This is a genomic window from Glycomyces sp. NPDC046736, assembly GCF_040645615.1.
Lineage (GTDB): Bacteria > Actinomycetota > Actinomycetes > Mycobacteriales > Micromonosporaceae > Glycomyces.
Genome location: NZ_JBEYYO010000032.1, coordinates 1 through 26,544 on the forward strand (window position 1 = coordinate 1; position 26,544 = coordinate 26,544).

Here is a 26,544-nt window from a genome sequence, read left to right on the forward strand (position 1 = left end):
CCGCAGCCGGGGCTGGGCGAGCTCGAAGTGCTCATCGAGCGGGTGCGCGAGGCGGGCCTGCCGGTGACGGTGCGCCCCCTCCTCCCCTCCCTCCCCGCACCCCGAATGGCGTTGGGAGCCTTGTCGGTGTCGGTTCCCGGCGGCCTGGCCTGGGCCGCCGGGAGCCGTTGGTGGCGCGCCTTTCGGGGCGTCACTCGGTCAGGACCGGGCCTGCTCGAGAGGTCGCCCGGGCCGGGCCGAAGGCCGCTGGGAGGCCGCTCGGGGTCGCGTGGACGCGGACGGTTATTTCGAGGCCGTCGACTCGGCAGTCGACGAACTCGACCGAGGCGTCCTCGGCCATCGCGCGGGCCGCGGCGCAGGCTTCGCCCTCGCCTATCAGCACCTTGGTAGCGCCGGCCAGGGCCGCGGCGTCGGCCGCTCCTTGGGCCCGGTGGCGGGCGGCCGTGGCCTGGCCGACGGCGGTGAAGCCGATCGCCATCAGCACCAGCGCCGCGGTGACACCTGCGGCGAGGACCGTGGCCGATCCGCGTTCCTGGGCGTTCGCCTTCTCCGGACCGTGCCCGGGCGGATCGGGATACTCCTGTCTCGTTCTGGTTCGCGTTCCTTTCGCAGGTTCGGATTCGGCGGGGACGAGGTCCCCCGGTCGTGATCTGGCTTGAGCGGCGTTCATCGGGTCGGGCCCGGATGGGTCGAGGTTCACCAGCCTCTTTTCGGCTCGTCTGGCGTTCATCGGTCGAGGCCTGGTTCGAGCGGGGCGGCGGCTACCGCGCTTATGTCCACCGGGGAGGTGAGCGGTCCGAGTGGCCTGGTCGGGGCCGTTACCACGGCGCGGGCGACCGTGCCGTCGGTCGACACCTCGACCGTGGAGCCGTCCGGCAGGTAGGCGGCCGCGACCGCCTGCGGGTCCTCTCCTCTCGCCGCGGCGATCGCGGCGCTGTTGGCCGCGTCGATCGTTCGGACCTTGACCCCCACCGTCGCGACGGCCCACATGCCGAGCGCCAGGACCGCCACCACCGCGGGCAGCGCGGCCGCGAACTCGGCGGTGACGAAGCCGCCCTCGCGCCGGTCGCCCCTGACCGGCCGGGGTCTGCCTCTGCTGCGCCCGATCGGCCGGTGGCTCGCGCCCCGGCGGTTCGATACCCGGGTCCTCCGGTGGCCTGCGGCCAGGTCGGTCGACACCCGGGTGCTCGGGCGGCCTGTGGACAGGTGGCTCGAAGCCCGGGTTCGGAGCCTTGTCAGCCTGTGCCGCAACGAGGTTGCTTTGACCGCAGCCACACAGGTCACCTCAGAGGAGATGTTCGCCTGTTCGCGGATGCTCATGCCAGCGCCCTTTCGATGAGGTCCGACAGTGCGCTCTGCACCGGGCCGGAGGTGAGGACTTTCAGGAGGATGCCCGCGAAGGCGACGGCGGCGAGGGTGCCGACGGCGTATTCGGCGGTGCTCATGCCGCTTTGGCCTCTCATTCGGGAGGCCAGTTTCGCTCCCCAGCTCGGCCGGGTGGTGGTGCGCATCCGGCCGGGGCTCCATTCGTCTTCTTGGAGCTTCGGGTTCGGGCGGCGTTTGGGCGGTGCGGGTCGGAGGTCGGTGGTGGGCGGGCCGGTGGTGATCGGTGTTCTGCTGCGGTTGGTCCCGGGTGACCAGGGTTCGGTTGCTGCGGTGGTGGTTTCGGGCGCGTTCGGCCGCGGTTCGCCGCTCGGTGTTTCGGGTTCGGTCCCGGCGGGGTCGCAGCGCGGGTCGAGGCAGGTGGCGGGTGCGCATGCAGCTCCTGGTCGGCAGGTGGTCGTGCCTCGTGGCGCGGGTCGGTTCGCGGTGGTGCGGCTGTCGGGTCGGCATGAGGCCGGTCGGTGGTCGGGTCGTGTGGTGGCCGGGCGGGAGTTGCGGCGTCGGCGGCGGCTGGGGAGGGCGGTGGTCGCGTCGGTTGCGGTGGTGATGGTGTCGGTGTGCATTGGTCTGCCTTTCTCGGGTTTTCGGTCGTGGTGGTCAGAGACTGGAGTGGAGGGTGTCGGCGACGACGCCGAGCACCACTGGGCCGATGCCTGCGATGACGAATGCGGGCAGGTAGCAGAGGCACAGGGGGCCGATGAGGGCCACTGCGGCGCGTCCGGCGCGTTCTTCGGTTCGGTTGCGTTGGTCGGTGCGCAGTGAGGCCGCGAGTTGTTCGAGGCCGCCTGCGACTGCGGCGCCGGAGTCGCCGGAGCGGTCGAGTTGGCGGGTGAGGCGGTCGACTCCGGGGAGCATGCCCAGGGCCGGTGCGGCTTCGGTCGCGGTGGCGCCGAGCCCGATCGCGGCGGCGAAGCGGTTGAGGCGATCACCGATGGCTGGATCGTCGGCTGCGGCGACGGTGGAAGCGGCCTGCGGGAACGGGGCTCCGGCGCGCATGCCCGCGGCGAGCAGGTCGAGGGTCCAGGGCCAGGTCAGGGCCAGGCGCTGGGCGGCGGTGCGTTCGGCGCGGTCGGGATCGGCCCGCAGGAGGCGGGCGGCGAGCCACCAGGTGCCGAAGCCCGCGATGATGCCGGTCGTGCCTCCGATGGCGATGGCGGCGGCGACTCCCGCGGCGGGGCCGATCAGGCGGCGGATCATCAGGTCCTCCCGGTGGTGACGGAGTTGATGAGCGCGCCGGTCCAGGCGAGCCCTGCGGCTTGGAGGCCCATGGCCGCGGCGAGTGCGGCGATTCCGGCGGGGCCGGTGAGGAGGAAGGACACGGCGTGGGCGCCGAGTGATTCGCCGAGGGCGACGCCTGCGGCGGGGAGGGCGATGAGCAGGGCGGCGGTGGCGCGGATCGACGCGGTCTGGGCTGCGGCTTTGGCGGCCGCCTGTTCGTCGTCGCGGAGGTGGTCGGCGAGGCGGCTGCACAATTGCGCTGACGGTGCGCCGAGTTCGGCGGCGATGGTCAAGGCGGACTTGAGGAGTCTGGCGGTGGTCGTGGCCTCGGCGGGCCAGTCGGGTTCGATCGCGGCGACTGCCTGGATCGGGTCGGTTCCGGCGGCGAGGTCGGCTGCGAGTGCGGCTACCGCGTCGGCGGCGGCCCGGCGGGCGTCGCTGCGGTGTCGGCGTCGCAGTGAGCGGTGCCAGGCGAGGGTCAAGGCCGCGGCGTAGACGGCGGCGACTGCGGCCGCGGTGGCTGCGGCGAGCGGGCCGAGTCCGCCGTCGTAGCGGTATCCGGCGAACCAGGCCGCGAGCAGCGCGGTGGCGAATGCGGCACAGGCTGCGGCGGTCTTCGGCCGGTGGGTGACGAGACCTTTGGCGATGGCGGCGGTGCTGGTGTTCATGTCGCAGCTCCTTTCGGTGTCGTGCCGGTGCCTGCGGTGGTATCGGTTGCGGACGTTGGTGGCCTGAGGTCGGCAGGGCTGGTTGGCGGTCGACAGTCGGTGGTGCTGCGGCGTTTCGGGCGACGGGTGGCGGGGCCGGTCCAGCGGCATCGGCGACGCGCTGGTGGTCCGGTGAATGCGGCGGTGGCGGTGTTCATGTGCGTGCTCCCTCGATCGCGATGCGGCGGCGGTTGGCATGGGTGCGGGAGGGGAGGTCGGCGGTCGGTTCGGCGGCGGGTGGTTGTGGCGGGATTCGGGTCGGGCGGTGTTCAGGTGGTGGGCGTTGTGGTCGGTGGCCGGAGGTCGAAAGCGAGCTGTGTTGTGCGGGTTCAGGTTCGGCGGTGTCCGGGCCAGCCGGTAGCTGGAGTCGGTGATCGGGCGCGAGCTGTGGTGCGTGAGTCCGGCGAGGTGCCGATCGGCCCAGGCGGAATGCGGTCGTGGTCGGAGCCGAGTTCAACGGTGTTCGAGGCGGCGGGCGCGGGCTGTGTTGTGCGGGAATCGGTTCGGGTTCGGCGTGTCCGGGCCCGCTGGTTGCCGTGGCCGGTGGTTTCGGGTTGGGCTGCGGTGTGTCGGTTCAGGCGGTGAGTTGTCGTGGGCGGATTCGGGTTCGGCGGTGGTCGGGCTTGCGGCTTGCCGTGGCCGGTGGTCGTGGTTTCGGGCTGAGTGATTTGGGCTTGGTCGGTTCGTTCGCGCTGGCGCGGGTCAGGCTGCGGGCGAATGCTTTCGGTTTCGGGTTCATGGCTCGGGTTTCCTGTTCGTGTTGGTCTTGCTCGGTTGGTTTGCGTTGTGGCGGTGGGTCTTTCGGTTGGTGCTCGGGTGGCGGGTGTTCGTCGCGGGGGCGTTGTCTGCGTTCGCGGGATCGGGTCGACCAGCGTTCGTGGTGGTTGTGGCGTTTCATGCGTTGCGCTCCCTCAGTAGGCGTTCGAGGACTCCGGCGGCGGGGCCGGGGCCGTGGCGGGTCCAGGCTTGGGCGACGGTGAGGTTGCCCGCGCGGGTCGGGCCGGTCTCGATGACGGCGATTTCGGCGACTTGGCGGCCGGAGCCGGTGCGTCGCAGGTGGATGATCACGCGCAGGGCGGCGACGAGTTGGGCGTGGAGGCCCGCTCGCGGCAGGCCGTGCGGGAGCGCGAGGGCTTCCAGGCGGGCCGGGGCGTCTGCGGCGGCGTTGCAGTGGAGCGTGCCCGCGCCGCCTTCGTGGCCGGTGTTGAGCGCGCCGAGCAGTTCGATGACTTCCGCGCCGCGGCATTCGCCGACCACGATCCGGTCGGGTCGCATGCGCAGGGCCTGCCGGACCAGGGCCGCGAGGTCGACTTCGCCCGCGCCTTCGATGTTCGCCGGGCGCGATTCGAGGGTGAGCGTGTGCGGGTGGTCGGGTGCGAGTTCGGCGGCGTCTTCGACGATCACGATGCGTTCGGTCGCCGGGGCGGCCGAGAGCAGGCTGGCGAGCAGTGTGGTCTTGCCGGTTCCGGTGCCGCCGGTGACGACGAAGGCGATGCGGGCCTTGACGATGCGCAGGAGCAGGTCTGCGAGGTCGGCGGAGAGCGTGTCGGCTTCGACGAGTTGGGCGAGTGTGAAGGCCTTCGAGCGGTGGGTGCGGAAGGAGAGGTAGGGCCCGGAGGCGGCGATCGGCGGCAGGACGGCGTGGAATCTGGTGCCGTCGGGGAGTCGCACGTCGGCGTACGGGCTGCCGGTGTCGAGGCGGCGGCCCGCCGCGGCCGCGAGGCGGCAGGCGAGGGCGCGGGTGGTCTCGGCGCTGATGCGGACTTCGGCGGGGCGCAAGCCCTCGCCGCGGTCGACCCAGGCGCCGCCCGCGCCGTTGACGACCACGTCGGTGACCGCGGGGTCGTCCAGGAGCGCTTGGATCGGGCCCGCGCCGATGAGGTCGTCGCTGAGCGCCGAGGAGAGCTGGAGCAGCGAATCGCGGTCGGGTGGTGCGGTTCCGGTGTCGCGGAGCGCTTTGACGATGTCGGCCTTCGCCGACCCGCGGGTGCGCCGGTTCGGATCGCCGGGGCGCGACTGGGCGGCGAGCTGGCGGCGGACCTTGTCGAGCAGTGCGAGGTTCATCGGGTTGCCTCTTTTCGGTCCTGGCCGGTGGCGGGGAGGGTGGTTCGGGTTTTCGGGTGGCGGAGTTCGGCGGTGAGTTCGTGGATGCCTCGGGCGAGGCGGCCCCTGGGGAAGCGGCCTTGGCGCAGCAAGGCGGGGAGGCGGCGGTCGGTGGGGAGGGTGCCCCAGATCGGGGGTTCGGTCCAGTCGGCTTCGCGGGGGCCGTCCCAGCAGGTGCCTTCGGGGCGGGGGGTGGCTTCGCCGCGCAGGACCACGCCGAGGTGGGCGTTGTGGAGGCCGTATGCCGCGGTGACGCTGCGGGCGGCCTCCCAGGAGCGCGGGCCCGGTCCTATCGCGACCGCGATCGAGCGGGCGGTGGCCGCCGCGGTGAGCGCGGCTTCGGTCGCGGTGCGGGGGAGGTCGACGATGACGAGGTCGGCGGCGTGGCGGGCGGCCCGCAGGACCCGGTCGAGCGTGTCGGGTTCGACCTCGGCGGGATTGCGCGGGTCGGGGCCGACGAGGTGGAGGCCGCCGCGGCGGGGCAGGCCGGCCAGGAGCCGCGCGGGGTCGAACGGGCCGGTGGCGTGCGCCAGGGACGGCCAGCGCCAGCCGGGATGGGGTGCCAGGCCCGCGGCGGTATCGATGCCGCCGCCGGTGTGGTCGAGGTCGACCAGGACGGTGGTGTCGCCGCGGCGGGCGGCGTCGGCGGCCATGGCGAGGGCGAGGGTGGAGGCGCCCGCGCCGCCGTGGCCGGCGACGGTGGCGACGACCGGTGCGGGTTCGGTGTCGCGGACGGTGCGGATGAGCAGGTCGGTGAGCCAGTCGGCGGCGTCGGGGAGGGCAGCGACGGCGGTGGCCTGCATCTTGATGGCGACGGGCCACAGGATCGAGGTGTCCTCGATGTCGGCGCCGAGCCAGGCGATGGTGGTGCACAGGACGAGGTGGGGCCGGGAGGGGAGGCGGCGTTCGACGCAGTCGGGGGCGAGGTCGGGGCCGACGAGGACCATCGGCGCGGTCTGCCAGCGGGCGGCGGCCTCGTCGGCGGTGCGGACGCGGTGGAGCGGGTGCCCGGCGGTGGCGGCGAGGAGCGCGATGTCGTCGGCGAGGCGGTCGTCGGTGGTGACCAGGAGGGATTCGGCTTGCGGCGCTTCGGCCCGGTGTCGGTTCTGTGTGCGGTCGAGTGTGGATGCCATGACTGCTCCTACGTTCCGTGGTGTTCACGTGCCTGAGAGCAACCTTGACTGGGTTCGCAAGAGTCGACAAGGAAAAGTTTTTGGCCTGTGGATAACTTCGACTGATTCGGACTTTTCGGACAATCGAAGATGAAGCTGATTTGCATTGAGGGCCTTCACCTGTGGATAACTCGGCGTGTCGTCCGCGAGTGTTCTTCAATAGGCAAACGGCCTCAATGGGCAAACGGAAGGGGACCGTCCCACCGGGACGGTCCCCTCCGATCGTGCTCTGCTTATTCGGGCCGGATGCCCCAGACCCCGAACCAGGCCTCGCTGGGCGCGAGTTCGACGAGGTCCTCGCCGCTGGCGAGCGCGTTGGGCGGGCACGTCGTGGGTTCGATCGCGACCGAGGCCCGCTTGCGGTCGCCGTCCAGGCCGTCGGAGGTGTAGATGTGGACCCAGCCGAAGGAGTCGTCCATCCACACGGTCACGGCCTGCCCCGAGACCGGGTCGGCCAGCCGCACTTCGGCCGTCCCGTCGGAGCCGCGCTTGAGGTCGCCGTAGCAGTCGTCGACGACCAGGCCCGCCAGGACGGTGGGGTCGTCGAAGTCGGCCGGGCCGGAGCCGACCGGGATGCTCTGCTTGTCGAGCTTGAGCTTCTTGGCGGCCGGGATGTGGAGCGTGGCCTCGTCGATCCGCTCCAGCGAACCGGGGATGAGGTAGGAGTGCGTGCCCATGCCGAACGGGGCGGTCTTGGTGCCCGGGTTGGAGACGGTGTGGGCGGCCCGCAGGCCCCCGGGGCCGACCGACCAGCGGGTGCGCAGCTGGAGCGTCCAGGGGTAGCCCAGGCGCGCGGGCAGGCGGCATTCAAGGGTGACCGAGGTGTCGGTGACGTCGACGGCCTTCCACTCGGCCCAGGCCACGAACCCGTGGAGCGCGGTGTTGGTCTCGACCTCGTTGACCGGGAGCTGGTGCTCGACGCCGTCGTAGGTGTACTTCCCGTCGCGGGTCCGGTTCGGCCAGGGGGCCAGGACGTGGCCCGACCAGCCGGGCGCGAGCTCCTCGTCCCCGTAGGTCATGACCACCGGGCGGCCCCGGTAGGTGTACGAGCGCACGCCGCCTCCGACAGCGACGATGGTGGCCTCGTGGTCGTTGTAGGCGATCACCCATTGCTCGCCGGACAGCGCCATAGGGGGTACCTCCATGTCGTTATCGATGGGCGGGATGTGCTTTGACGTTAGCTCATGTCCTGCTACCTGCGGCACGCGTGTCGATGTGGGCGAGATCGCAGGAAACCGTTGAAACCAACAAGACCCATTATCGAAACCCTCCCATCAAAACCGACACACAGGCATAAAATACCAGGCTCACGATGCTCGTCTCATATTCTGCGCCTCACCGGCACCGGCATTGAGGATCACCCCCGCCCCGTGGGCACTTCCGTCGCGGTCCGGCTTGAGGCACCATTTCCAGATAACTACGAACCGTCGCCTCCCGGAAGCCCCCGGTCGGCAACCACAGGGACTACACACTCAGGAGTACAACGATGTCTGAGTTCAAGCCCGGCCTCGAAGGCGTCATCGCCTTCGAAACCGAGATCGCCGAGCCTGACAAAGAGGGTGGATCGCTCCGCTACCGCGGGGTCGATATCCAGGACCTGGTCGGCCGGAGCACCTACGGCGACGTATGGGGCCTCCTCGTCGACGGCAAGTTCGGGAACGGCCTGCCCGCCGCCGAACCCGTGCCCGTGCCCGTCTCCTCCGGCGACACCCGCGTCGACGCCCAGGCCGCGGTCGCCATGCTCGCCCCCTACTGGGGCCTCAAGCCGCTGCTCGACATCGACGACGAGACCGCCCGGGACGATCTCGCGCGCGTGTCGGTGACCACGCTGTCGTTCATCGCCCAGTCCGCGCGCGGCTCCGGCCGCCCGGCCGTGCCCCAGTCGGAGATCGACAAGGCCGGCACCATCACCGAGCGCTTCATGCGACGCTGGCGGGGCGAACCCGACCCGGCGCACGTCAAGGCCGTCGACACCTACCTGATGTCGGCCGCCGAGCACGGCATGAACGCCTCCACCTTCACCTCCCGCGTCGTGGCCTCCACCGGGGCCGACGCGGCCGCCGCCATCTCCTCAGGGATAGGCGCCCTCTCCGGCCCGCTGCACGGCGGGGCCCCCTCGCGCGTCCTCCACATGATCGAGGGCGTCGAGAAGTCCGGCGACGCCGAAGGCTACGTCAAGAACCTCCTCGACTCCGGCGAGCGCCTCATGGGCTTCGGCCACCGCGTCTACCGCGCCGAGGACCCGCGCTCGCGCGTGCTCCGCGCCGCCGCCAAGGAACTGGGCGCGCCCCGCTACGAGGTCGCCGAGGCCCTGGAGTCCGCCGCGCTCGCCGAGCTGCGCGCCCGCAAGCCCGACCGCGTGCTCGCCACCAACGTCGAGTTCTGGTCGGCCGTGCTCCTGGACTTCGCCGAGGTCCCCGCCGAGCTGTTCACCCCGATCTTCACCTGCGCCCGCGTCGGCGGGTGGAGCGCCCACATCCTCGAGCAGAAGAAGCTCGGCCGGATCGTGCGCCCCTCGGCGACCTACGTCGGCCCCGGCCCCCGCGGCCTCGACGAGGTCGAAGGCTGGCAGTAGCCGAACGCATGAACGGCCCGCGCCTGCGAAGGCGCGGGCCGTTTCGCGTCCACCACACCGGACGCGAGAGAAACCCGCGAAAGTGCGCGATCGCGATACGATCGGCACCGAAACCCACACCACCCGAACGAGACCACCATGCCCTCCTCCCGGCCAGGCCCCCTGCGCCGCCGCGACCTCCTGGTCGGCGGCCTCGCCGGGCTGGCCGTCACCGCCGCCGTGGCCGAGAGCGCCTGGTCGGTCCGTGAAGCCGCGGGCGCCGACTCCTTCCCCGAGCCGGGCATCGCAGCGCCGGTCCACATGCAGATCCTCGCCCACCCCGACGACTGCCTGTACTTCGTCAACCCCCGCATCGCCCGCGTCCTCGACGACGGCGCCGCCCTGTGCACCGTGGTCCTCACCGCCGGAGAAGCCGGAGGACGCAACACCTGGAACACCCGGGCGCCCACCGACTACGCCGGATACGCCGCCGCCCGCGACAACGGCCTGCGCCGCGCCTACGCCCTCCTCGCCCTCGGCGACCCCGACGCCCCCTGGGAGCGGCGCCGCGCCACCCTCGACTCCGGCCAGGACGTCGAACTCTGCGTCCTCCAAGACCGGCCTGGCGTCCACCTCGTGTTCTGCTCGCTGTGGACCAACCTCGGGCGGCTCACCGGCGACTTCACCCGCCTCCTGGCCCTGTGGGAAGGCCGCCTGGGCGCCTCGGTGGTCCTGCCGCCCGCCGATTCCCCGCTCACCGACGAGACCGCCGTCGACCGCGACATGGTCCAGGCGACCCTCCTGGAACTGCTCGACCGGTATCAGCCGGTCGCCGTCAACACCCTCGACCCCGACCCCGACCCGGTCGTGGGCGACAAGTTCGGCGCCGAGCAGTCGGGCTACTCCGACCACATCGACCACACCGCCGCCGCGCTCTTCGCCTGGGAGGCCGTCGCCGCCTGGGGCCGCGCCCGCGCCGTCGAATCCTGGCGCGGCTACTACAACCGCCGCTGGCCCGCCAACCTCGGCCCCGCCGACCTGGAGACCAAGGGCAACGCCATCGACGTGTACGCCTGGACCGACGGCGCCGACTGCGGCCACCCCGCCGGCTGCGGCGACCGCCTCATCGCCGGACCAGGCGCGGGCACCACCTACGGGCACGCCTCGCACGCCCGCTACACCGCCTCGCTCACCACCGCCGAACGCGACGGCGCCATCACGCCCGTCGCGGTGCGCGGCACGCGCATCGAAGCGCTCGGCGAGACCGGCTGGGAGAACCTCGGCGGCCCGGACGTGCTCCCCCACCTGGCCAAAGCCGGGACCGGCCTCTACGCCACCAGCGCCCGCCACACCCACGACCCCGCCGCCCACGTGCGGGACGTGCACCGCCTCGACCTCGCCGGCGGCCAGTGGCAGAACCTCGGCAACCCCGGCGAGACCGGCAAGGCCACCCGCACCCTCGGGCAGGTCACCGCCGCCGACGACGGGCACACCGCCCTGGTGTGCGTGCGCCACCCCGACGGCGGCCTGGCCGTGCGCACCCGCCCCGAAGCCGGCGAATGGGCACCCTGGACCCGCCTCGAAGGCCCGCCCGCCGTCCACGAGGCCCCCGCCGCCACCGCCTCGGGCGGCCACTTCACGATCTTCGCATCCACCCCCGACAACGTCGCCGCATGGAACGACGCGGGCGGCTGGAGCCACCACCTCCTCGACCTGCCCGGGCCCGACGACCGCACCCATGTCCCCGCCGGAGCCGTCACGCTCGCGCAGGTCCCCGACGGGCGCACCGTCCTCGCCTCCCGGGTCGCCGGTTCGGGCGACGTCATGCTCCACCTCGGCTCGGGCGAGACCTGGGCGGGCTCCCTGATCCCCCTCGAAGGCGGCATCCTCGCCCCCGCGCTCGCCCTCGGCCCCGACGGCGCCCTGGTCGTGGCCTGCGACGACGGCAGCGGCGCGCCCGCCGTCCAGGTCCTGACCCTCGCCGACCTCGACCACGGCGGCTTCGCGCTCCTGTCCCTGCCCTGGTCGCGAGGCGACGTCACCGCAGTCAAGCGCCCGGCCGCGGCCTACGGCTCCGACGGGACCCTCAGGCTGTGGACCCTCGCCTCCGACGGTGAACTGTGGACGGTCGCCGCCGAGCCCGGCGCGCTGCCTCCGGCGGGCTGGGAACGCGTTTCTTAACGGTCCGTCCCAGCCAGCGGCCCTTCAGGGCCCGCGCCGGTGCGCCCCGAGACCACCCGATTACAGTGGCCTCCAGGACCGACCTGAACGGAGCCGACCATGACCGACCAGATCACCATCCCCGCAGCGCTGCTGCCCGCCGACGGGCGCTTCGGCGCGGGCCCCTCCAAGGTGCCGACCGACGCGATGAGCGCCCTCGCCGGGCTGGGACGATCCGTCATGGGCACCTCCCACCGCCAGAAGGCCGTCAAGTCCGAGGTCGGGCGCCTGCGCGCCGGGCTCGCCGAGTTCTTCAATCTCCCCGAGGGCTACGAAGTGGTCCTCGGCGTCGGCGGCGCGACCGCGTTCTGGGAGGTCGCCGTGTTCGGCCTGGTCGAGGACCGGGCCCAGGCCGCGACCTTCGGCGAGTTCGGCTCGAAGTTCGCCAAGGCGGTCACGATCGCCCCGCACCTGGGCGAGCCCACGATCGTCAAGGCCGACCCCGGCACCGCCGCGTACCTGTCCTATGAGGACGGCGTGGACGTGTACGCGACCCCGCACAACGAGACCTCCACCGGCGTGGCCGTCGAGGTCAAGCGCGTCGCCCACGAAGGCGCGCTCATGCTCCACGACGCGACCTCCGCCGCCGCGGGCCTGAGCGTCGACCTGGCCGAGACCGACGCCTACTACTTCGCGCCGCAGAAGGGCCTGGCCTCCGACGGCGGCCTGTGGATCGCGATCCTCAGCCCCGCCGCGATCGAACGCGCCGCGCGGATCAGCGCCAGCGGGCGCTACATCCCGGCGTTCCTCGACCTCCAGACCGCGATCGAGAACTCCCGCAAGGACCAGACGTACAACACCCCGGCCGTGGCGACCGTGGTGCTCGCCGCCGAGCAGGTCGACGCGCTCAACGCCGCCGGGGGCCTCGACGCCGCCGCCAAGCGCTGCGCCGAATCGGCCGGGGCCCTGTACTCGTGGGCCGAGGCCCGCCCCTTCGCGGCACCGTTCGTCACCGACCCCGAGCTTCGCTCCAACGTGGTCGCGACCATCGACTTCGAAGGTGTCGACGCCGCCGAGATCGCGAAGGTCCTTCGCGCCAACGGCATCGTCGACACCGAGCCCTACCGCAAGCTCGGCCGCAACCAACTGCGCATCGCGACCTACCCGGCCGTCGACCCCGCCGACACCGCCAAGCTCACCGAGGCCATCGACTACGTGGTCGACCAGCTCTCCTAGAACGAACCCGAAGGGCCGGGCAGTAGCCCGGCCCTTCGGCGCGTCTCAGAACCCGAGGCGCACGTAGTCGCCGAAGGCCTTCTCCACGTCGTCGAGGTCGATCCCGTACCGCGAGAGGTGGTACTCGTGGCTGCGGCGCATCCCCGGCCGGGCCAGGACCTTCTCCAGGTTCGCCTCCTCCTTGTTCGTCCACGGCATCTGGAGCCGCTCGAACAGCTTCGGCAGGTAGCCGTACGGATCGGCCGTCAACGAGTGGTACGGGACGTCGATGAACCGCTCGCGCGAGACCGTCGACCGCACCCGCCGCGCCGCGTCCACCCCGCTGGAGAGGATCCCCAGCCACTGCGGGCCGATCAGTTCGGGGTCGTACGAGCGGTGGTGCAGCGCCCGGCCGGTCTCCACCAGCGAGCACCACGAGCCCATGACCGTGGACGGGTCGCGGTGCATCCACACGATCGTCGCGTCCCCGAACACCTTGAGCAGCACGTCCAGGTTGAACAGGTGGAACGGGCACTTGAGGACCCAGCGCTTGCGCTCTTGGCCCCACTGGAGCACCTGGAGCACGCGCTTGAGGTGCTCGTAGTCCTCGGTGTAGTCACGCTCGTCGATGAACCGCTTGTACGCGGGCATCGCCGCCCGCGTGTAGAACCCGTACCCGTGCGGCAGCGCGAAGATGCACTCCTCGGGCTGCATCGCGTTCATCGGGTGGATCAGGTCCCACACCGGCGAGGCCTTGCTCGCCAGCGTGGCCATCGTCTGCGCGTCCCGGATGAGCTTGTCGCGCAGCTTCGCGTCGATGTCTCCGCGGTGGGTGTTCATCAGCTCCCACATCAGCGGGGCCCGGTTGCCCTCCGGTTCGATGAGGACCTTGTGGGCCAAGGTGGTCGCGGTGCGCGGCAGACCGACGACGACCACGGGCCGGTCGATCGGCTCGGCCGCGATCTCGGGGTTCTCGCGGATGAGCCGCTCGACCCGCAGGTGGTTGGTCATGCGGCGGGTCAGGTCGTCGATGTAGCCCTGCCAGCCGATCATCGAGAGCGTCTCCTGCTTGGCCACCTCGCCGAACAGGAACCGGTAGGAGTCGATGAACTCGGTCGCCTCGGAGGCGTCGGCGGCGGCCTGCGTCTCGGCGCGGGCGACCATGCGGTCGAAGACCCGGTCGGCGCTGCGGCGCTGCCGGGAGACCTTCGGGGCCGCGAGGGCGTTGACGGCGGTGAGCCAGCGTGCGGTGCGTCGCAAAAGGGTCCTCCTCAGTGGGGGTGCGGACACGAAGAGTTTTTCACGGACGGCCCGGCGACTCGACTCGGCTACATTGGATCGGTGAGTGAAGCCCTTGATCGCCTGCACCTCTTGCCCGAACTCGTCGAGCACCAGCGGGTGCGCACTACCCCGGTCAAGGCGAGCGACTTCGCAGCGCCCCTCATCGGGGTCAGCGTCGGCTCGGCCGCGGCCCAGCGCCTCACTTTCGACGACGGCTCGCACCTGTTCGCGAAGTTCGCCGAAGGCCGCGGCCCCGGCTACCTCGCCGCCGAGGCAGGGGGCCTCAAGTGGCTGCGCGAAGCCAACGACGCGGTGGTCGAGCCGCTGTACGCCGACGACCGCCTCCTGGTCGAACCGTGGATCGAACCGGCCGAGCCCACCCGCGCCCACGCCGAGGACCTGGGGCGGCGCCTCGCCGCCATGCACGCGGCCGGGGCCGAGCGCTTCGGCGCGCCCTGGCGCGGCTACATCGGCGAGACCTTCATGGACAACGAACCGGCCGGAACGACGTGGGCCGAGTGGTACGCGGCCAAGCGGATCGCGCCGTACCTGAAGCCCTCGCGCGACAACGGGGCGCTGGACGCCGACGACGTCGCCGCGGTCGAAGCGCTGGCCGCCCGGCTGCCCGCGCTGGCCGGGCCCGAGGAGCCGCCTTCGCGCGTGCACGGCGACCTGTGGTGGGGCAACGTCCACTGGGGAGCCGACCGGGCCTGGCTCATCGACCCCGCCGCGCACGGCGGCCACCGCGAGACCGACCTGGCGAACCTGCGCCTGTGGGGTGGGACACCGCACCTGGACGCGATCCTGGCGGCCTACGACGAGGCCCGGCCGCTCGCAGACGGCTGGGACGAGCGGATCGGCCTGCACCAACTCTTCCCGCTGCTGGTCCACACCACCTTGTACGGCCGCGCCTATCGCGACCAATTGATGGGAATTGTGTCTCACTTTACGGAACTATCATAGTGACGGACTACGCTCGAAGCATGCCTGCACCGACCAGTTCGACCGCGGGAGCCGCACCGGCGACCCGCCCGGGCGAGGGCCTGCGCGACCGGCACGGCCGCACCGCGACCGACCTGCGCGTCTCACTCACCGACCGGTGCAACCTGCGCTGCACGTACTGCATGCCCGAAGCGGGCCTGCCGTGGCTGCCCAAACCCACGCTGCTCACCGACGAGGAAGTCTCGCGCCTGGTCGCGATCGCGGTGCGCGACCTGGGGGTGCGCGAAGTCCGGTTCACCGGCGGCGAGCCGCTGCTGCGGCCGGGCCTGACCGACATCGTCGCCGCCGCCGCCGGTCTCCAACCGCGGCCCGAGCTCTCCTTGACCACCAACGCGATCGGCTTGGAGCGCCTCGCCGGTCCGCTCGCCGCGGCCGGGCTCGACCGCGTCAACGTCTCGCTCGACACCTTGCGAGCGGACACGTTCAAGGAACTCGCCAAGCGCGACCGGCTGGAGGCGACCCTGCGGGGCATCGCCGGGGCCGCCGAGGCCGGGCTCGCTCCGGTCAAGATCAACACCGTGCTCATGCGGGGCGTCAACGACGCCGAAGCGCCCGATCTGCTGCGGTTCGCGCTCGAACACGGCTACCAGCTGCGGTTCATCGAGCAGATGCCCCTCGACGCGGCCGGGGTGTGGCGGCGCGAGGAGATGGTCACCGCCGCCGAGATCCTCGACGCGCTGCGAGGCGAGTTCGACCTGGTCCCCGACCCGGCGCACCGCGGCTCGGCCCCGGCCGAGACGTGGCTGGTCGACGGCGGGCCCGCGAAGGTCGGCGTCATCGGCTCGGTCACCCGCCCGTTCTGCGGCGACTGCGACCGCACCCGCCTGACCGCCGACGGGCAGGTCCGCAACTGCCTGTTCGCGCGCGGCGAGACCGACCTGCGGGGCCTGCTCCGCTCCGGCGGCACCGACGCCGAGGTCGCAGGCCTATGGCGCGAGGCGATGTGGGGCAAGCTCCCCGGGCACGGGATCGACGACCCCGCGTTCTTGCAGCCGGCCCGCCCGATGTCGGCGATCGGCGGCTGAGGTGGTCACGGTGCGGTACTTCGCGGGCGCCAAAGCGGCCGCCGGGATCGGCGAGGAGCGCATCGACGCATCCGACGTGGCCGAGCTGCGCGCGGCCCTCGCTCAGCGGCACGGGCCCGTCCTCGACAAGGTCCTGGCGGTCTCCACGCTGCTCGTCGACGGCCTGGCCGCGCGCGACGAGGCCACCGCGCTCCCCTCGGGCGTCACCGTGGAGGTCCTGCCGCCGTTCGCGGGCGGATGAGCGAGGCCCGCATGCTGCGCATTCGGCCCGGTGATCCCCCGCACTCGCGCCCCGCTCCCCGGGGAGCCGCCTCGGGCCTGGGCCGGGTTGTCTGCGAGGATGCTTAGGTGCGCCGTCCTGATGAACGAAAGCAACCGCAGGCGGCGTCGCCGCTGTTCGAGCTTTCCGCGGACATGCGGACCACCGCCGAGCGGCGTCGGCGCGCGCACCGGTCCCATGCCCGGTTCGCCCGCGAGGCCGTCCCCATGCCCGAACCGGCGCTGACGACCCGCACTCCCGATCCGTGGCTCGAATCCGCGCCGCTGCTGACGGGCATGGACGAGGTCGGCGCGGGACTGCTCGATTCGCTGGACGCGATGCAGCGCGTCGCGGCCTCGGCCGGCACCGGGCCGCTGCTCATCAACGCCTCCCCGGGCACGGGCAAGACCCACCTGCTCATCCGCCGCGTGGCCTACCTGGTGCAGGAGCTGGGCGTGCCCGCCGGGCAGTGCCTGGTCCTGGCCCCTTCCACCGCCGGATCGGCTCGCATCCGCCGCGAGCTCGGCTCGCTCCTTGGACGTGAGGCCGCCTCGATCACCGTGGCCGAGTTCGACGACTTCGCGGCCGCGAGCCCGCCCGAGCTGGGCCATGTGTTCGTCGACGACCTGCCGCGCATGCCGATGCGCCTGTTCCGCCAGCTCACCGAGCGGCGCGGGCCCGAAGCCGACATCACCGCCACCGGCGACCCGGACTCGGCGCTGACCGAGGGCGAGCCTGCCGCGTTCGCCGCGTTCGGCGAGCGGTTCCCGCAGGCGCACGTGATGCGCCTGTCGCGCAACCACCGCAGCCCCGCTGCGGTCCTGGTGGCCGCGTCGCAGGTGATCGAGCCGATCAGCCGCGTCCCGGGCCGCCTGGTGCAGCCCGAGCGCCCCGCGCTCGAAGGCTCGGGGATCGGCCGGTGCTTCGCGGTCGACGCCGAGGACGAGAAGCGCTTCGTCGCGGATCTGACCGACCGCCTCGCCGACCTGGACGTCGCCCCCGAAGAGCTCGCGGTGATCGGGCCGGACGGGATGAGCGTGGCCGAGGCCGCGGACGGCGAGTACCGGGTGGTGTGCCTGACCGGGATGACCGCCGAGGACTGGCCGAACACGGCCGCCGCGCGGCGGGCGCTGTACGTGGCGCTGGGGCGCACTCGGGACCTCGCGTATGTGAGCCACACCGGTCCGGGCTCGCCGCTGCTGGCCGATGTGGACCAGGGACTGTTCAGTCCATTCGGGATGGTTCCTCAAGTTCGTTCGGGCCCTGAGCAGCCGCGATTGCTCTAATAGCGCATTCGCGCGCCTAGTGGAGTTCCCACGCGGACACGAACGGATGAGACACAATAGTCGGGTAACCGAAGTCTCACGCTGGGAGTCCCGATGGAGCACACCGAAGAGGACACTGTGCCTGTGCACCGGCCGGATGCTCCTGGGTGGTCTCCCTTCGCACCCCCTGAAATGAATCAGCGTCATGAAGCGCCGCAAGCGCCTTTGAACGGAGCCGAGCAGCGCCCGGTACATCACCCGCGCAGCGGCGATCACGTGCCGAGCGAGGCCCCGGCGACGCCGCCCATGCCTGAGACACCGCAGCCGATCGCGCCCGAGGCGCATCCGGCCGCGCCGTTCGAGCAGCCGCCCGCGCAGCCCTCGCCTCCGTCGCGTCTGCCGGTGCCGTTCCCCGATCACGCCGGTGCTTTGGAGCGGGTGGGGGTGACCGCGGACGACTTCGCGTCGCGGCGGGTGGTGCCGCCGCGCGCGCCGGTGGCCGAGACCGGGCTGCGGGGGGCGTTGCACCGCTTCAGTTTCGGGCTGGTGGCGCTGCCACCTGGGCCGCGGGAGCAGGCCCGGCAGCGGGCGGTGGAGACGGTGCGCCGGAACTTCGGGGGCCTGCGGCAGATCACCGTGGTCAACCCCAAGGGCGGGGCGGGGAAGACCGTGGCGGTGCTGATGCTGGCGATGACGTTCGGTCGCCACCGGGGCGGCTACGTGCTCGCGTGGGACAACAACGAGACACAGGGGACGCTGGGGATGCGCGCCCAGCAGGACTTCCATGTGCGCACCGTCCGCGACCTGCTGCGGGACCTCGACCATTTCCGGGGTCCGACCGGGCGGATCGGGGACCTGTCGCAGTATGTGAGGGCGCAAGGCGGCGCGATGTTCGACGTGCTGGCCTCGGACGAGTCGGCGACGGCCGGGGAGATGCTGACCTCGCAGGCGTTCGGGGACCTGCGCGAGGCGGTGTCGCGGTTCTACAAGCTGATCGTGGTCGACACGGGCAACAACGTGCGGGCGGCGAACTGGCAGGCCGCGATCGACGCGACCGATCAGCTGGTGGTGACGATGTCGGCGCGCAACGACTCGGCGGAGACCGCGGCGCGGATGCTCGACCACCTGGAGCAGACCGGCAGGCGGGACCTGGTGCGCGGGGCGGTGTCGGTGGTGTCGATGCCGGCGCATCGCAAGGACGTGGACCTGCCCGCGGTGCAGCGGCATTTCGCGGCCCGGACGCGGGCGGTGCTGCTGGCGCCGTACGAGAAGCTGCTCGACTCGGGCGAGCCGATCCGCTACGACTCGTTGAGCAAGGCGTCGTCGGGGGCCTGGCTGCGGATCTCCTCGGCGGTGGCCGAGGGCCTGTGAGCGGCGAGGAGGCCGACGAGTCCGGCGGCGGCGTCGCCGAGGCGGGCCTCGTCCTCGTCGGCGTGGCCGACCACGAGCGCGCCCTGGATGAACACGAGGGCGGTGCGGGCGAGCCGGGCGGTGTCGGCCGAGTCGTCCATCTCGCCGCGCTCGACCGCGCGGGCCAGGATCGCGGCGAGGTCCCGTTCGAGGTCGGTCCACGCGTCCTGGACGCGGCGCATCGTGGCCGGGTCGTCGGCGAGTTCGACCGCGGCGCGGACGACGAACCCGCCGTCGGCTGCGTGGCGCGAGACCACGTCGAGCACCTCGGCGAGGACTTTCGGCACGTCGACCGGCTCACCTTCGGGGGCTTCGAGGGCACGGCGGGTGACGGCGCGCAGTTCCGGTTCGGTGTCGTCTCTATATCTTCCGAGCGCGGTGATGTAGAGCTGATGCTTGGAGCCGAACGCGGCGTAGAGTCCGGCCCGGTTCATTCCGGTCGCCGCGACCAGGTCCGACATGGACGTCGCGGAGAATCCGCGCTCCAGGAAGACCTTGGTCGCCGCGCGGAGGACTCTGTCCAAATCGGCGTTCTTATTTCTGCTCACGTTGAGCACCGTATCGACACCCGGTGCTACGGGTCAATAACCGGAAGGCGGGAGTTCACTCGCGAGACGCGAGTGAACGGACGCACTGGGGGTGCGACCAGCTTGACACCCCGTGAGCCCAACCGAGAGAATGAGCCAAACTGCACAGGCGCCAGGTGGGGGAAGTCCGGTGAAAGGCCGGCGCTGACCCGCAACGGTAGTCGCGGATTCTCAAGAATCAGCCGAGCACCTCTCGATCGCTCGGTCCACCCGCGTGAGCCCGAATACCCACCCTGCGCCGACCGAATTTGTCAACGCCTGTCGTGGTCTACAGGCGCTTGCGGCGTCGCCGCCTGCCCGAAGACCCACTCGCTCTAGGAAAGGTCAGGCAATGCGCCACCTGTCCGGTCGACTGCTGGCCGCCGCCGCGGTCGTGCCCATGTCGATCCTCGCCACCGCGTCCGCCGCGGGGGCCCAGTCCCAGCCGTTCGACGAGCCGAAGGACGCGGCCGCGTCCTGGCTCGTGGCCCAGTCCGACGGCCCCTCGTGGTCGGGCGGGGACGTCGCCACCTCGCTGGAGGCCACGATCGGCCTCCTCGCCGCCCAGGTGGGCGGCGACCAGGTCCAGGCCACGCTCGAATGGCTCAACGACACCGACACCCTCACCCCGTACGTGTACCCGACCGGCGAGGGCGCCGAATCGGCGGCGCTGAACGCGGGCGCGGCCGGGAAGGTCATGTACACCGTGGCCACCGCCGGGGGCGACCCGACGAACTTCGGCGGGATCAAACTCGCCGACGAGGTGGCCGCCTCGCAGACCGAGACCGGCGCGTACGGCGACGGGACCGCCGGGTCCACCGCGTGGGCCGTGCTCGGTCTCTCGCGCACCGACGCCCCCGCCGGGCCTGAGGCCGCCGCGGCGTTCGCGGCGATGCAGTGCCCCGACGGCGGGTTCAACTTCGCCGACGTGGACGGCGGCGACGACTGCCTCTCCGACCCGGACACGACCGGCCTGGTCGTCTCGGCGCTCGCGACGTTCGACGACGCCGAAGCACTGGACGCTGCCGTGACCTGGCTGGAGTCCGCGCAGGGCGAGAACGGCGGGTTCGACGGCGGCTTCGGCGAGAACGCGAACTCGACCGCGATGGCCGCGCAGGCGTTCTTCGCGACCGGCCGCGACGACGCCGCCCAGAAGGCCGTCGCGTACCTGGTCGGCCTCCAGTTCGACTGCGAGGGCGCGGCCCCGGGCGCGGTCATGTTCACCGACCCCGAGGACCCCGACTTCGGCGAGGCGGGCCGCCTGTACGCGACCGCGCAGGCCCTGGTCCCGATCTCGGGTCAGAGCTACACCGAGCTGGACGGCTCCAACGCTTCGGCCGAGGTCCCCGAGCTGAAGTGCGGCGCGGAGGCCGCCAGCGAAGAGGAGTCGGACTCAGCTTCGTGGCTGCCGTGGGCGATCGGCGCGGCCGTCCTGGTCATCGCCGCCGTCATCGTGGCCCTCGCCCTGAAGGCCCGCCGCTCCGCGTCCGCGACCAAGGGCAGCGCCGCAGACACCGACGAGCAGTAGCACCGCACGTGTCCCGACCCGAACAACCCTCAGGGAGCGGCCGATTCGGCCGCTCCCTGAGCGGCGCCCCCGCAGAAGCGGACGAACGCGACGCGACGCACGCAGTGGGCGTCGCCCGCGGTGCCGATTCGTGGCCGCGCCGCTGGCGTGTCGCCGCTAGCGCGGCGGGGCGGCCCATGTCCCTCCGCAGCCGCGTTGAGGCCATGACCGCTTCCGACGCGCGCCCTCGCGCGCAGGTGTCCGACCTGCGTGCGAGAATCGCGGCGGCGCGAGACCCCGCCGTGTCGCGGCGGCGTGCCGCCGATTCGGCACGACGGCTCCTCGCCACGCCGGTGGCGGGACCGGCGGTCGCCGGGTCGCGCGGACGCATTGTCCGCCCCGGCCACCGCGGCTTCCGCGTCTCGCTGTCGTCGCGACGACTCCCCGCGCTATCAGCCTCGGCCGTCGCATCGCGGCGCATGACCTCGGCGCGGGCCACTTTCTCGCCGGGCCGCGGCCGCCTTCTTCTCGCCGCGCTGCTCGCCTCACTCTTCTTCTTCTCTCCCGCGCTGCCCGCGTCGGCTCAGGAGGCCTGCGCCGGGGTCACGGTCGTGGTCGACTTCGGGGCGCTCGCCTCCCATCCGGTCGTCGGGTGCGCGGCCGAGCCGTCAAGCGGGCTCGACGCGCTCGCGCAGGCCGGGTTCGCGGTCACCGAGGTCGCCTCGATTCGCGGGATGGTGTGCCGGATCGACGCGCTGCCCGAAGCAGACTGCGGGGGGTCGCCGCCCGCCGACGCGTACTGGTCCTATTGGCACGCCGAAGCGGGCGACGCCGAGTGGACCTATTCGATGGTCGGCGGGGCCGACGCCTCGCCCGACTCGGGCGACGTCGAAGGGTGGGCCTTCGGCGACGGGTCGACCCCGCCCCAAATCGCCCCCGCCGACGCCGCTCCCGCAGCGCCCCAACCGGACGAGGAGCCCGGCGGGGCCTCGTACACGTGGCTCATCGCCGTCGCGGCACTCGCCCTGATCGGCGCGCTCGTGCTGTGGCGTCGACGCGGTCGGCGCGCGTGAGCAGCGCACAGCCCGGCGACGCCGAGCAGCCGCCGGACAGCTCGGCCGGTCGCGCACGCGACGCCGATTCGGGGCAACAGGAACCGCGAGACCGTGCCGAGGCACAGTCCGCGAGCGAACCCGCCGAGCGAACGGGCGCACCAGACAGTTCGGCCAGCGCAGTCGCGGCGCGCGTGAACCGGGCGCGGCCGAGCGACACCGAGCAGCCACCAGATGGCACCACCGGTGGCGCAGGCGCCTCCGGTTCGGGCCACCGGGGGCCGCGAGACCGTGCCGAGGCACAGCCCTCCGGTGAACCCGCCGAGCGATCGGCCGCACCGGAAAAATCCGCCCGCGCCGTCGCGGCGAGCAGCGCACGGCCCGGCGACGCCGAGCAACGGCCGGACAGCTCGGCCGGTCGCGCACGCGACGCCGATTCGAGGCAACGGGAACCGCGAGGTCATGCCGAGGCACGGCCCTCAGGCGAGCCCGACCAGCGAGCGGCCGCACCGGACAGCTCAGCCCGCGCCGTCGCGGCGCGCGTGAGCAGCGCGCGGCTCGGCGACGCCGAGCAGCCGTCGAACGGCTCGGCCGGTCGCGCACGCGACGCCGTTCCAGGCCATGGGGAACCACCAGCCGACCGTGCCGAGGCTCAGCCCTCCGACGAGCCCGCCAAGCGAGCGAGCGCACCGGACAGTTCAGCCCTCACCGTCGCGGCGCGCGTGAACCGACCCGGCCGCGTCAGGGCGGCGTCCGGCCCGTCCAGCGGTGACGCCGAGCAGCCGCCGGACAGCTCGGCCGGTCGCGCACGCGACACCGATTCGAGGCAACAGGAACCGCGAGACCGTGCCGAGGCACAGTCCGCGAGCGAACCCGCCGAGCGAACGGGCGAGCCCGCCAAGCGAGCGAGCGCATCGGACAGTTCAGCCCTCACCGTCGCGGCGCGCGTGAACCGGCCGAGCGGCGTCGGGTCGGCGTCGGGCCCACCCAGCGACGGGCGGGCAGCGGACTCGGTCCGCGCCGGCCGCACTGCTCCGCGTCCCGGCACGCCGCCTCGCCTGGCGATGCGCCGACGCACCGCCCACCCCGTCGCCTGGTGGGGTTGGGCGCTTTTGCTCGCCACCGCCGCCGGGCGCACCTCGAACCCGTGGCTGCTGCTGCTCATCGCCGCCGTGGCCGGGCTCGTGGTCGCCTACTGCCGCGGCGACGAGCCCTGGTCGGGCGCCTACCGCGTGTTCCTGTTCATCGGGCTCAGCGCCGTCGCGGTGCGCATGGCGTTCTACGTCGTCTTCGGCGGCTCCGACGGGCCCACCGTCCTGTTCTCGATCCCCTCGGTGACCCTCCCCGACTGGGCCGCCGGGTTCCGGCTCGGCGGGAACGTGACCGCCGAAGGCGCGCTCGCCGCCGCGTTCGACGGCCTGCGCCTGGCGACACTCCTGGTCTGCGTGGGCGCGGCCAACGCGCTCGCCAGCCCCCGCCGCCTCCTCCGCTCAGTCCCGGCCGCACTCTACGAAGTAAGCGTCGCCGTGGTCGTGGCGCTCTCCGTGGCCCCGCAACTCGTGGCCGGAGTCGGCCGCGTCCGCCGCGCCCGTGCCCTGCGCGGCAACACCAACCGGAGCCCGGCCAACCTCATGGCCACCGTGGTCGCCCCGGTCCTGCACGACGCCCTCGACCGGTCGCTCGCGCTGGCCGCCGCCATGGCCTCGCGCGGCTACGGGCGCTCGGCGGGCATTCCCGCCCCGGCCCGGCGCGCGACCGCCGCCGCGCTGCTGGTCGGCCTGCTCGGACTCTGCGCGGGCGCGTACGCACTGCTCGGAGCCGCCACCCCCGCACCGGTCGCCTGGTCCCTACTCGCCGCCGGGGTCTGCGCCGCCGCGTTCGGGCTCGCGTTCGCCTCCCGGCGCGTCCCCCACACCCGCTACCGCCCCGACCGGTTCGGGCCCAAAGACTGGGCGGTGCTCGCCTGCGGCGCGGCCGCCGTCTGCGGGACCGTCCTGTCAGGAGTGTTCGAACCGGGGGCGCTGTGGCCCGCCACGAACCCGCTCGCCGTCCCCGACCTGCCGCTGTGGGGCGCGGCCGGGGTGCTCCTGGCCGCATCGCCCGCGCTGCTCGTGCCATCCGCAACGGAGGAACCATGAACGGCATCGAATTCGACCGCGTGTCCTTCGCCTACCCGGGCCGCCCGGTCCTGGACGACGTCTCGTTCACCCTCCCCGAAGGCGAGTTCTGCCTGCTCGTGGGCCCCACCGGGGCGGGCAAGTCGACGCTCCTCAAAACCGTGAACGGACTCGTCCCGGCCTTCACCGGCGGCACCGTGAGCGGCCGCGTCACCGTCGCCGGGAGGGACGTGCGCGGCGCCTCGCCCGCCGACCTCGCCGACACCGTCGGCTACGTCGGCCAAGACCCCCTCGCCGGATTCGTCACCGACGAAGTCGAACTCGAACTCGCCTACACCGCCGAGCAGCTCGGCCTCGACCCCGCCGCGATGCGCAAACGCGTCACCGAGATCGTGGACCTCCTCGGCCTCGCCGACGTCCGCGACCGCGCCCTCGCCCAGCTCTCCTCCGGGCAGCGGCAGCGCGTCGCGATCGGCGCGGCCCTCGTCGCGGGCCCGGCCGCACTCGTCCTCGACGAGCCGACCTCCGCGCTCGACCCCGGCGCCGCCGACGAAGTGCTCTCGGCCCTCCACCGCCTCGTCCACGACCTCGGCGTGACCGTGCTCCTGGCCGAACACCGCCTCGAACGCGTCGTCCAATACGCCGACTCCGCGCTCCTCCTCGACCGCGGCACCGTCACCGCAGGTCCACTCGGGACCGTCCTGGCCGACTCGCCGGTCGCCCCGCCGGTCGTCGCACTCGGCCGCCTCGCCGCATGGCCCGGCCCGCCCGTGACCATCCGCGAAGCCCGCAGGCACGCCGCCGACCTCCGCACCGCACTCGAGGCGCACACCCCGCCCACGCAGGCCGCACCCTCGGGACCGTCCCTCGTGGCCGCGCGCGGCATCACCGTCGACTACCCAGGCGTCCGAGCCGTCGACCGCGTCGACCTCGACGCCGCCCGCGGCGAACGCATCGCCCTCATGGGCCGCAACGGCTCGGGCAAATCGAGCCTCCTGTGGGCCCTGCAAGGCACCGGGAAACGCTCCGGCGGACACCTCGCCATCACCGGCACCGACCCCGCCGCCCAGAAACCCGCCGAACGCCGCCGCCTCGCCGGACTCGTCCCCGCCGAAGCCGCCGACCTCCTCTACGCCGAGACCGTGGCCGCCGAATGCGCAGGCGCCGACCACGACGGCCGCGCCGCCAACGGCACCTGCGCGAAGATCCTCGACGACCTCGTCGATGGCATCGACCCCGCCGCCCACCCCCGCGACCTCTCCGAAGGTCAACGCCTCGCACTCGCCCTGGCCGTGACCCTCACCGCCGCACCGCCACTGCTGCTCCTGGACGAACCGACCCGCGGCCTCGACTACCCCGGCAAAGCCGCACTCGCCACAAGGCTCACGAAACTCGCCGACGCCGGGCACTGCGTGGTCGTCTCCACCCACGACGTCGAGTTCTGCGCCGAATTCGCCACCCGGGTCGTGATCCTCTCCGACGGCGAGATCGTGGCCGACGGACCCGCGCGGCAGATCGTGGCCGCCTCCCCCATGTTCGCGCCCCAGACCGCGAAGATCCTCCCCGGCTGGCTCACCCCCGCCGAAGTCGCGGCGGCACTGGAGGCCAGCGGTGACTGAAGCGGGGCCGCGCCCGGCCGTGCGGTGGCGGGGCGCGCTGGCACTGGCGCTGGCGGCCGGGTTCGGACTGGTCGCGATGTCGTGGCCGCTGCTGGCGGCCCCGGGCGGGGCGCTCACCGAGACCACGTCGGGGCCGTGGCTGTTCGCGCTGCTGCTGCCGCTGGTGACCGCGGCGGTGCTGGTGCAGCTCGCGGACGGGGGCCTGGACGCGCGGGCGGTGGCGATGCTCGGGGTCTTGTCGGCGGTGGTGGCGGCGGTGCGGCCGTTCGGGGCGGGCGCGGCGGGCGTGGAGACCGTGTTCTTCCTGATCATCCTGGCGGGCAGGGTGTTCGGGCCCGGATTCGGGTTCATTCTCGGGACGACGGGCCTGTTCGCGTCGGCGCTGCTCACCGGCGGGGTCGGGCCGTGGATGCCGTACCAGATGTTCGCGGCGGCGTTCGTGGGATTGGGCGCGGGCCTCTTGCCGCGCACCGACGTGACGCGGCGGGCCGGTCGGGTCGCGGAGCTGGCGCTGCTGGCCTCGTACGGTGCGGTCGCGTCGATCGTGTACGGCCTGCTGATGAACCTGTCGTTCTGGCCGTTCGCGATCACGCAAGGGAACCTCGCGTACGTGCCCGGCGGGGGGCTGGACGAGAACGTGCCGCGGCTGCTGGCGTATTCGCTGGCCACGTCCCTGGGCTGGGACATCGGCCGCGCGATCACCACGGCGGTGCTGGTGTTCTTGACCGGCCCGCTGCTGCTGCGGGTCCTGCGCCGCGCCGCGCGGCGCGCGCAGTGGGTCTAGGGCGTGTTTGGGAACTCGCGGCGAGTCGGTATCCGAGTCCATTCGTTCGGTCGGGAGGCGGAAGGCCTTCCCGATACCGGTGTTGTATCGGGAAGGCCGACAACGAAGCGAGCGGGCGAATGGGCCGGATAACGGCCGTCGGGGG

Annotated in this window: 22 protein-coding genes, 1 pseudogene and 1 riboswitch; of the genes and pseudogenes, 13 read left to right on the forward strand and 10 right to left on the reverse strand. The window is 72.7% G+C overall.

The features are described 5' to 3' along the window. Window positions 1–190 precede the first annotated feature (190 nt). From AB0B28_RS22065 to AB0B28_RS22100, 8 genes are all read right to left on the reverse strand, one after another. Window positions 191–700, reverse strand: coding sequence for an Rv3654c family TadE-like protein (locus tag AB0B28_RS22065; protein WP_360124699.1), 510 nt, complete (start codon window positions 698–700; stop codon window positions 191–193). Window positions 701–726: 26 nt separating this feature from the next. Beyond that, a complete protein-coding gene (locus AB0B28_RS22070; RefSeq protein WP_360124702.1) occupies window positions 727–1,179 on the reverse strand; it encodes a TadE family type IV pilus minor pilin in 453 nt (150 codons plus the stop codon). 137 nt (window positions 1,180–1,316) lie between these two features. Then, window positions 1,317–1,511, reverse strand: a complete 195-nt coding sequence (locus AB0B28_RS22075) for a DUF4244 domain-containing protein (RefSeq protein WP_360124761.1) — start codon at window positions 1,509–1,511, stop codon at window positions 1,317–1,319. A gap of 469 nt (window positions 1,512–1,980) precedes the next feature. Beyond that, window positions 1,981–2,580 (reverse strand): type II secretion system F family protein, encoded by a 600-nt coding sequence (locus tag AB0B28_RS22080; RefSeq protein WP_360124705.1) that lies wholly within the window; start codon window positions 2,578–2,580, stop codon window positions 1,981–1,983. Beyond that, window positions 2,580–3,269, reverse strand: a complete 690-nt coding sequence (locus AB0B28_RS22085) for a type II secretion system F family protein (RefSeq protein WP_360124708.1) — start codon at window positions 3,267–3,269, stop codon at window positions 2,580–2,582. Before AB0B28_RS22085 ends, AB0B28_RS22080 begins: the two co-directional genes overlap by 1 nt. A 933-nt stretch (window positions 3,270–4,202) precedes the next feature. Beyond that, window positions 4,203–5,372 (reverse strand): TadA family conjugal transfer-associated ATPase, encoded by a 1,170-nt coding sequence (locus tag AB0B28_RS22090; protein ID WP_360124711.1) that lies wholly within the window; start codon window positions 5,370–5,372, stop codon window positions 4,203–4,205. Then, window positions 5,369–6,544 carry a septum site-determining protein Ssd gene (ssd, locus tag AB0B28_RS22095; RefSeq protein WP_360124714.1) on the reverse strand — a complete coding sequence of 392 codons (1,176 nt, stop codon included), beginning with the start codon at window positions 6,542–6,544 and terminating at the stop codon, window positions 5,369–5,371. The genes AB0B28_RS22090 and ssd overlap by 4 nt, the downstream gene beginning before the upstream one ends. A 272-nt stretch (window positions 6,545–6,816) precedes the next feature. Further along, entirely contained in the window at window positions 6,817–7,728 is a 912-nt protein-coding gene (locus AB0B28_RS22100) for an aldose 1-epimerase family protein (protein WP_360124717.1), read from the reverse strand. A gap of 341 nt (window positions 7,729–8,069) precedes the next feature. Here AB0B28_RS22100 and AB0B28_RS22105 point away from each other — a divergent pair, with 341 nt between their 5' ends. From AB0B28_RS22105 to serC, 3 genes are all read left to right on the forward strand, one after another. Then, window positions 8,070–9,158, forward strand: coding sequence for a citrate synthase 2 (locus AB0B28_RS22105; RefSeq protein ID WP_360124719.1), 1,089 nt, complete (start codon window positions 8,070–8,072; stop codon window positions 9,156–9,158). A 138-nt stretch (window positions 9,159–9,296) separates the two neighbouring features. Next, window positions 9,297–11,318, forward strand: a complete 2,022-nt coding sequence (locus tag AB0B28_RS22110; protein WP_360124722.1) for a PIG-L family deacetylase — start codon at window positions 9,297–9,299, stop codon at window positions 11,316–11,318. 99 nt (window positions 11,319–11,417) lie between these two features. Then, on the forward strand, window positions 11,418–12,533 hold the full coding sequence (gene serC / locus AB0B28_RS22115; RefSeq protein WP_360124725.1) for a phosphoserine transaminase: 1,116 nt from the start codon (window positions 11,418–11,420) through the stop codon (window positions 12,531–12,533). A 45-nt stretch (window positions 12,534–12,578) separates the two neighbouring features. Here serC and AB0B28_RS22120 read toward each other — a convergent pair whose 3' ends face one another. Beyond that, window positions 12,579–13,772, reverse strand: coding sequence for a sulfotransferase (locus AB0B28_RS22120; protein WP_360124728.1), 1,194 nt, complete (start codon window positions 13,770–13,772; stop codon window positions 12,579–12,581). A gap of 81 nt (window positions 13,773–13,853) precedes the next feature. Between AB0B28_RS22120 and AB0B28_RS22125 the strand changes: the two genes are divergently transcribed. The 5 genes and pseudogenes from AB0B28_RS22125 to AB0B28_RS22145 all read left to right on the forward strand — a co-directional run. Beyond that, entirely contained in the window at window positions 13,854–14,756 is a 903-nt protein-coding gene (locus AB0B28_RS22125; protein ID WP_360124731.1) for a fructosamine kinase family protein, read from the forward strand. 20 nt (window positions 14,757–14,776) lie between these two features. Next, window positions 14,777–15,820 (forward strand): GTP 3',8-cyclase MoaA, encoded by a 1,044-nt coding sequence (moaA, locus tag AB0B28_RS22130; protein ID WP_360124734.1) that lies wholly within the window; start codon window positions 14,777–14,779, stop codon window positions 15,818–15,820. 10 nt (window positions 15,821–15,830) lie between these two features. Beyond that, entirely contained in the window at window positions 15,831–16,061 is a 231-nt protein-coding gene (locus AB0B28_RS22135) for a MoaD/ThiS family protein (RefSeq protein WP_360124737.1), read from the forward strand. A gap of 107 nt (window positions 16,062–16,168) precedes the next feature. Continuing rightward, window positions 16,169–17,365, forward strand: a complete 1,197-nt coding sequence (locus AB0B28_RS22140; RefSeq protein ID WP_360124740.1) for a UvrD-helicase domain-containing protein — start codon at window positions 16,169–16,171, stop codon at window positions 17,363–17,365. A 129-nt stretch (window positions 17,366–17,494) separates the two neighbouring features. Next, window positions 17,495–18,715, forward strand: a pseudogene (locus tag AB0B28_RS22145) (chromosome partitioning protein); the annotation flags it as partial. Here the strand turns inward: AB0B28_RS22145 and AB0B28_RS22150 are convergent. Further along, window positions 18,643–19,302 (reverse strand): TetR/AcrR family transcriptional regulator, encoded by a 660-nt coding sequence (locus AB0B28_RS22150; RefSeq protein ID WP_360124743.1) that lies wholly within the window; start codon window positions 19,300–19,302, stop codon window positions 18,643–18,645. The pseudogene AB0B28_RS22145 and the gene AB0B28_RS22150 overlap by 73 nt on opposite strands. A 129-nt stretch (window positions 19,303–19,431) precedes the next feature. Then, window positions 19,432–19,593, forward strand: a riboswitch (cobalamin riboswitch). 79 nt (window positions 19,594–19,672) lie between these two features. Between AB0B28_RS22150 and AB0B28_RS22155 the strand changes: the two genes are divergently transcribed. The 5 genes from AB0B28_RS22155 to AB0B28_RS22175 all read left to right on the forward strand — a co-directional run bounded on the left by AB0B28_RS22155 (window position 19,673) and on the right by AB0B28_RS22175 (window position 26,399). After that, window positions 19,673–20,848: a prenyltransferase/squalene oxidase repeat-containing protein gene (locus tag AB0B28_RS22155; protein WP_360124746.1), complete on the forward strand. Its 1,176-nt coding sequence runs from the start codon at window positions 19,673–19,675 to the stop codon at window positions 20,846–20,848. Window positions 20,849–21,306: 458 nt separating this feature from the next. Next, on the forward strand, window positions 21,307–21,900 hold the full coding sequence (locus AB0B28_RS22160; RefSeq protein WP_360124749.1) for a hypothetical protein: 594 nt from the start codon (window positions 21,307–21,309) through the stop codon (window positions 21,898–21,900). Window positions 21,901–22,943: 1,043 nt separating this feature from the next. Next, on the forward strand, window positions 22,944–24,017 hold the full coding sequence (locus AB0B28_RS22165; RefSeq protein ID WP_360124752.1) for a CbiQ family ECF transporter T component: 1,074 nt from the start codon (window positions 22,944–22,946) through the stop codon (window positions 24,015–24,017). Beyond that, window positions 24,014–25,615 carry an ATP-binding cassette domain-containing protein gene (locus AB0B28_RS22170; RefSeq protein WP_360124755.1) on the forward strand — a complete coding sequence of 534 codons (1,602 nt, stop codon included), beginning with the start codon at window positions 24,014–24,016 and terminating at the stop codon, window positions 25,613–25,615. Before AB0B28_RS22165 ends, AB0B28_RS22170 begins: the two co-directional genes overlap by 4 nt. Further along, a complete protein-coding gene (locus AB0B28_RS22175) occupies window positions 25,608–26,399 on the forward strand; it encodes an ECF transporter S component (protein WP_360124758.1) in 792 nt (263 codons plus the stop codon). Before AB0B28_RS22170 ends, AB0B28_RS22175 begins: the two co-directional genes overlap by 8 nt. Window positions 26,400–26,544: the final 145 nt, after the last annotated feature.

Coding starts and splice junctions, on each gene's coding strand:
- AB0B28_RS22075 (WP_360124761.1), bottom strand. CDS start 1,511: ATGCGCACCACCACCCGGCCGAGCTGGGGAGCGAAACTGGCCTCCCGA.
- AB0B28_RS22080 (WP_360124705.1), bottom strand. CDS start 2,580: ATGATCCGCCGCCTGATCGGCCCCGCCGCGGGAGTCGCCGCCGCCATC.
- AB0B28_RS22085 (WP_360124708.1), bottom strand. CDS start 3,269: ATGAACACCAGCACCGCCGCCATCGCCAAAGGTCTCGTCACCCACCGG.
- AB0B28_RS22090 (WP_360124711.1), bottom strand. CDS start 5,372: ATGAACCTCGCACTGCTCGACAAGGTCCGCCGCCAGCTCGCCGCCCAG.
- ssd (WP_360124714.1), bottom strand. CDS start 6,544: ATGGCATCCACACTCGACCGCACACAGAACCGACACCGGGCCGAAGCG.
- AB0B28_RS22100 (WP_360124717.1), bottom strand. CDS start 7,728: ATGGAGGTACCCCCTATGGCGCTGTCCGGCGAGCAATGGGTGATCGCC.
- AB0B28_RS22105 (WP_360124719.1), top strand. CDS start 8,070: ATGTCTGAGTTCAAGCCCGGCCTCGAAGGCGTCATCGCCTTCGAAACC.
- AB0B28_RS22110 (WP_360124722.1), top strand. CDS start 9,297: ATGCCCTCCTCCCGGCCAGGCCCCCTGCGCCGCCGCGACCTCCTGGTC.
- serC (WP_360124725.1), top strand. CDS start 11,418: ATGACCGACCAGATCACCATCCCCGCAGCGCTGCTGCCCGCCGACGGG.
- moaA (WP_360124734.1), top strand. CDS start 14,777: ATGCCTGCACCGACCAGTTCGACCGCGGGAGCCGCACCGGCGACCCGC.
- AB0B28_RS22155 (WP_360124746.1), top strand. CDS start 19,673: ATGCGCCACCTGTCCGGTCGACTGCTGGCCGCCGCCGCGGTCGTGCCC.
- AB0B28_RS22160 (WP_360124749.1), top strand. CDS start 21,307: ATGACCTCGGCGCGGGCCACTTTCTCGCCGGGCCGCGGCCGCCTTCTT.
- AB0B28_RS22165 (WP_360124752.1), top strand. CDS start 22,944: ATGCGCCGACGCACCGCCCACCCCGTCGCCTGGTGGGGTTGGGCGCTT.
- AB0B28_RS22170 (WP_360124755.1), top strand. CDS start 24,014: ATGAACGGCATCGAATTCGACCGCGTGTCCTTCGCCTACCCGGGCCGC.